The 3,487-nt window shown below is 51.6% G+C and carries 2 protein-coding genes and 2 pseudogenes; 3 read left to right on the top strand and 1 reads right to left on the bottom strand.

Features of this window, described 5'->3' with window-relative positions:
* Nucleotides 1–67: 67 nt before the first annotated feature.
* Nucleotides 68–921, top strand: a protein-coding gene (locus tag AB5Y54_RS14605; RefSeq protein WP_103252041.1) for an IS5 family transposase whose coding sequence is annotated in 2 segments (ribosomal slippage) — nucleotides 68–410 and nucleotides 410–921 — 855 coding nt in all. Because the reading frame shifts where the segments join, the coding sequence is not laid out codon by codon here.
* Nucleotides 922–1,091: 170 nt separating this feature from the next.
* On the opposite strand, the pseudogene AB5Y54_RS14600 reads toward AB5Y54_RS14605, so the two are convergent.
* Nucleotides 1,092–1,515 (bottom strand): annotated as a pseudogene (locus AB5Y54_RS14600) (transposase); the annotation flags it as partial.
* Nucleotides 1,516–2,017: 502 nt separating this feature from the next.
* Here AB5Y54_RS14600 and AB5Y54_RS14595 point away from each other — a divergent pair.
* Together AB5Y54_RS14595 and AB5Y54_RS14590 are read left to right on the top strand one after the other, a co-directional pair.
* The gene (locus AB5Y54_RS14595; RefSeq protein ID WP_368153946.1) at nucleotides 2,018–2,749 is read left to right on the top strand and encodes a nuclease-related domain-containing protein; all 732 of its coding nucleotides are present in this window, start codon (nucleotides 2,018–2,020) and stop codon (nucleotides 2,747–2,749) included.
* Nucleotides 2,750–2,815: 66 nt separating this feature from the next.
* Nucleotides 2,816–3,487 (top strand): annotated as a pseudogene (locus AB5Y54_RS14590) (IS3-like element ISAs22 family transposase); the annotation flags it as partial.

The raw sequence follows: 3,487 nt of genomic DNA, 5'->3' as shown, positions 1-3,487 counted from the left end.
CTAGGCTGTGTTCTTAAAGTGATGAAGATATAATCTCACATCTTCTCAACAGCTTAAGATCCATTCCGTGTCCCGCCGTTATCAGCTGACTGATGCACAATGGGGGCTTATCGAGCCCCAGTTTCCTTCTCGAAGCCTGATCGGGCGCCCTACCCGTGAACCGCGCCAAGTGCTCGATGGCATTCTCTGGATACTCCACACCGGAGCTCCTTGGCGAGACCTTCCAGAACGTTTCGGACCATGGAATTCGGTCTACAACACCTTCCGGCGTTGGCAGGATGCAGGCCGGATTGATGCCATTCTGGAAGCGCTGCAACTCAAGCTCAATGAAAAAGGGCTCATCGATTTCGACCTGTGGTGCCTGGACGGCTCCAATGTCAGAGCATCCAAAGATGCTGCCGGTGCACGTAAAAAAACACCTCAATGAATCAAGCCCTTGGCCGTTCGCGGGGAGGTTTCGGCAGCAAAATTCACTTGGTCACGGACGGTCATGGCTTACCACTGAGCTTCTGCCTGTCACCGGGGCAATCAGCAGAAATCAGCTATGCAACAAGCGCGTTGGCCATGGCGAGGATACCAACGTCATCAGGTCGCTACCGAACACGGCCAGCGCATCTTGCCGCAGACAAGGCCTATAGCAGCAAAGCCTTTCGAGCCGAGCTACGGCGGAGAAGGATAAAAGCGGTCATTCCGCAACGCAGCGACCAGCAACGGCGCCATAAGGGGCGTCCATTGGTACTGGACAAGGTGCATTACCGCAGGCGCAATGTCGTGGAGCGGTGCTTCGGTTGGTTGAAGAAGTTTCGCCGGTTTTCAACGAGATATGAAAAGCTAGCCAAGAGTTTTGCAGCCTTTATCAAACTGGCTTTCTGCCTTCGCTACTTGCGCGAGTTATGTGTGGACAGAAAACCAGCATTTTGAGAACGCAGCCTAGGGAAGGTGCGAACAAGTGGATCGCACTTTCACCACGAGCTCTTTGTACGCATTTGAAATGCCCATCACTCCAAAAACCTAACTTTTTGCCGCAAGTATTCGGCTATTAAGCGCCATTTAGCCTCATTTTCGAGGCTTATCTCGATTTTTGGGCACAGCTATCCCCCCCATGCCCGTATCATCTGGTCCACGCGAAACAGATTCACCAGCGTAAACAACATCGCCAGTTGGTTGTCGTTCTTGCGCAGCCCCGGCCACTTGAACCGCGCCTTCACAAAGCCAAACTGACGTTTGATGATCCGAAACGGGTGCTCCACTTTGGCGCGGATGCTGGATTTGAGCCTCTCAAAGGCAATCACAGCCTTGTTTTTTCGCGGATGCTTGTTGAGCTCCTTGAGCCCCTGGTCGCATCGCAATCGCAATCGCCCATTGGTGCCCTTACATCCGCCAGCTCTTCACGATTTTCCGCACCCCTGATATCGCTGCGTCAGCGAACACAAATGCCTCCTCGCCATGGAGCAGATTTCCCACTTGATTGAGGTCATGCTCATTGGCTGCCGTGTGGTCTCCAGACTGTGCGTCAGGCTAGAAGGGAACCAGAACAGGCTCCTTTATCTATTTTAATCTCCCTTTGGCAGGGGGGAGGGAAATGTCTGCATCCTCTGGTAACCAAACAGCCAGACTCGTAGTTACTCACTAATTGATTGATCTTGACCAGATTTTTATCAATTCCCGCTTCCCATGTCTCGATCTGCGCCCCTAAGATAAGAAACGAAAATCCATCTCTCGGTGGAGCGTCCTGGGAGTTGTTAGTGACACCAAGTTAGTTAACAGCAGCGGGCTGTAACTCAGGGGCTGTAGCTTTGCCTAATGAGATATCGAAGCGAGTGGCTATCCGTTAGGCTGTGCTCATTCCTTGGTCGTCAATCGGTAGCAAATATTCGCATGATGCCGGAAGCTGGTAGTCCAAGGCAATGTGACAATAGCACGGTTACGGCGCCAGAAACGCTCACTCGAGCGGGCTGAACGAGTAGCTTTTTAAACGTTTTCACCATTGACTCGATCTATTGGATAACAATTAATTATGGAAGTTAAACTGTGGGAAGGCGGCTTACAGTCGCAAGAAATCAAGGCGATTGAGGCGATTCAGAAGGCATTTTCGACTAAATCTATTGTTGGCCAATCGAAACCTGCCACGAGTGGTTCACTTCAAGATCAACTGCGGAGTTTAGGGGGCAAATCGATGCTCCCTTGGAAAGGCTATGCAGGCTTTAGGTTTGTTGATGCCAGAGGCAATGAAGGGGAGTTTGACCTCGTCATCGTCACTCACTGTAACGTGCTGATTGTTGAGCTTAAGGATTGGAATAACGGTGAAGTCGTATCGCGCGGAGACCGTTGGTACAAAAACGATGCCGACATGGGGCGCTCTCCCGTCAGCGTCAACCAAAATAAGTACTACTTGCTCAAGCACAAGCTTGACCGAGTCAGAAGCAAATTCAGTAATGAAGGGCGGACGCCTTTTATTCAACATCTAGTAGTAATGACTGGGAATGCGAGCTTCTCCAAAATCACTGATCATGAGAAAAATCATACCTTAAGTCTTGATGAGTTCCTTGAGTTCGCTAATGAAAGCAAATTCAACAAGTGGTTCAGGCCCAACCCTAAAGCGAAGGTGCTCAACCGTGACTTCCATGTTTTTGATGAGCTATTTCTTGGCAACAATACAGCACCGAAGCACATCCGCATTGACGGCTACAAGGCTACAGACCTGATCTTCAAACACCCCAAGGGAATCTACAAGGAGTTTCAGGGGTAATCCCCCCGAAAAACTGAGGTGCTCATAAGTAGAATTTTCTCGTATCTTGAACGCAGGAGGTTCTACATGAAAACATCACGCTTTAGCGATGCACAGATCATCGCCATCCTCAAGCAGGCCGAGTCTGGTTCACCCGTCCCTGAGCTCTGCCGTGAGCATGGCATCAGCTCCGCCACCTTCTACAAGTGGCGCTCCAAATTCGGTGGCATGGATGCCTCTCTCATGGCGCGCCTCAAAGAGCTGGAAGAGGAAAATCGTCGCCTTAAGAAGATGTATGCCGAGGAGCGCCTAAAGGCTGAGATCATCTCCGAGGCGATGGCAAAAAAGTGGTGACGCCATCTGCCCGCAGGGAGATGGCGACCAAGGCTGTGGCTCATTACGCCATTTCTATCCGTCTGGCTTGCCAGGTGTTCAAGGTGAGCGAGGGTTGCTACCGTTATCAGCCCGTGCTGGCTGATGAAAACCAGGAGATTGCCGACTGGCTGCTGCGCCTCACCGCCAACCAGCGCAACTGGGGTTTCGGACTGTGCTTCCTGTACCTGCGTAACGTCAAAGGCTTTGGCTGGAACCACAAGCGGGTCTACCGGATCTATCGGGCGCTAGAGCTCAATCTGCGGATAAAACCCAAGAAGCGGCTAGTGCGGGCCAAGCCGGAGCCGTTGGCAGTCCCTGACCAACCGAATCACTGTTGGTCGATGGACTTTATGCATGACCAGCTCAGCGATGGTCGTTCGGTGC

This window comes from Aeromonas sp. s9 (genome assembly GCF_040907765.1).
GTDB classification, from domain to species: domain Bacteria; phylum Pseudomonadota; class Gammaproteobacteria; order Enterobacterales; family Aeromonadaceae; genus Aeromonas; species Aeromonas caviae.
The sequence above is the reverse complement of the archived record's forward strand: the minus strand, read 5'-3'. Positions and strand labels throughout refer to the sequence as shown.

What these genes read in the sequence shown, in the direction of transcription:
- AB5Y54_RS14595 (WP_368153946.1), top strand. Translation starts at nt 2,018, where the DNA reads ATGGAAGTTAAACTGTGGGAAGGCGGCTTACAGTCGCAAGAAATCAAG.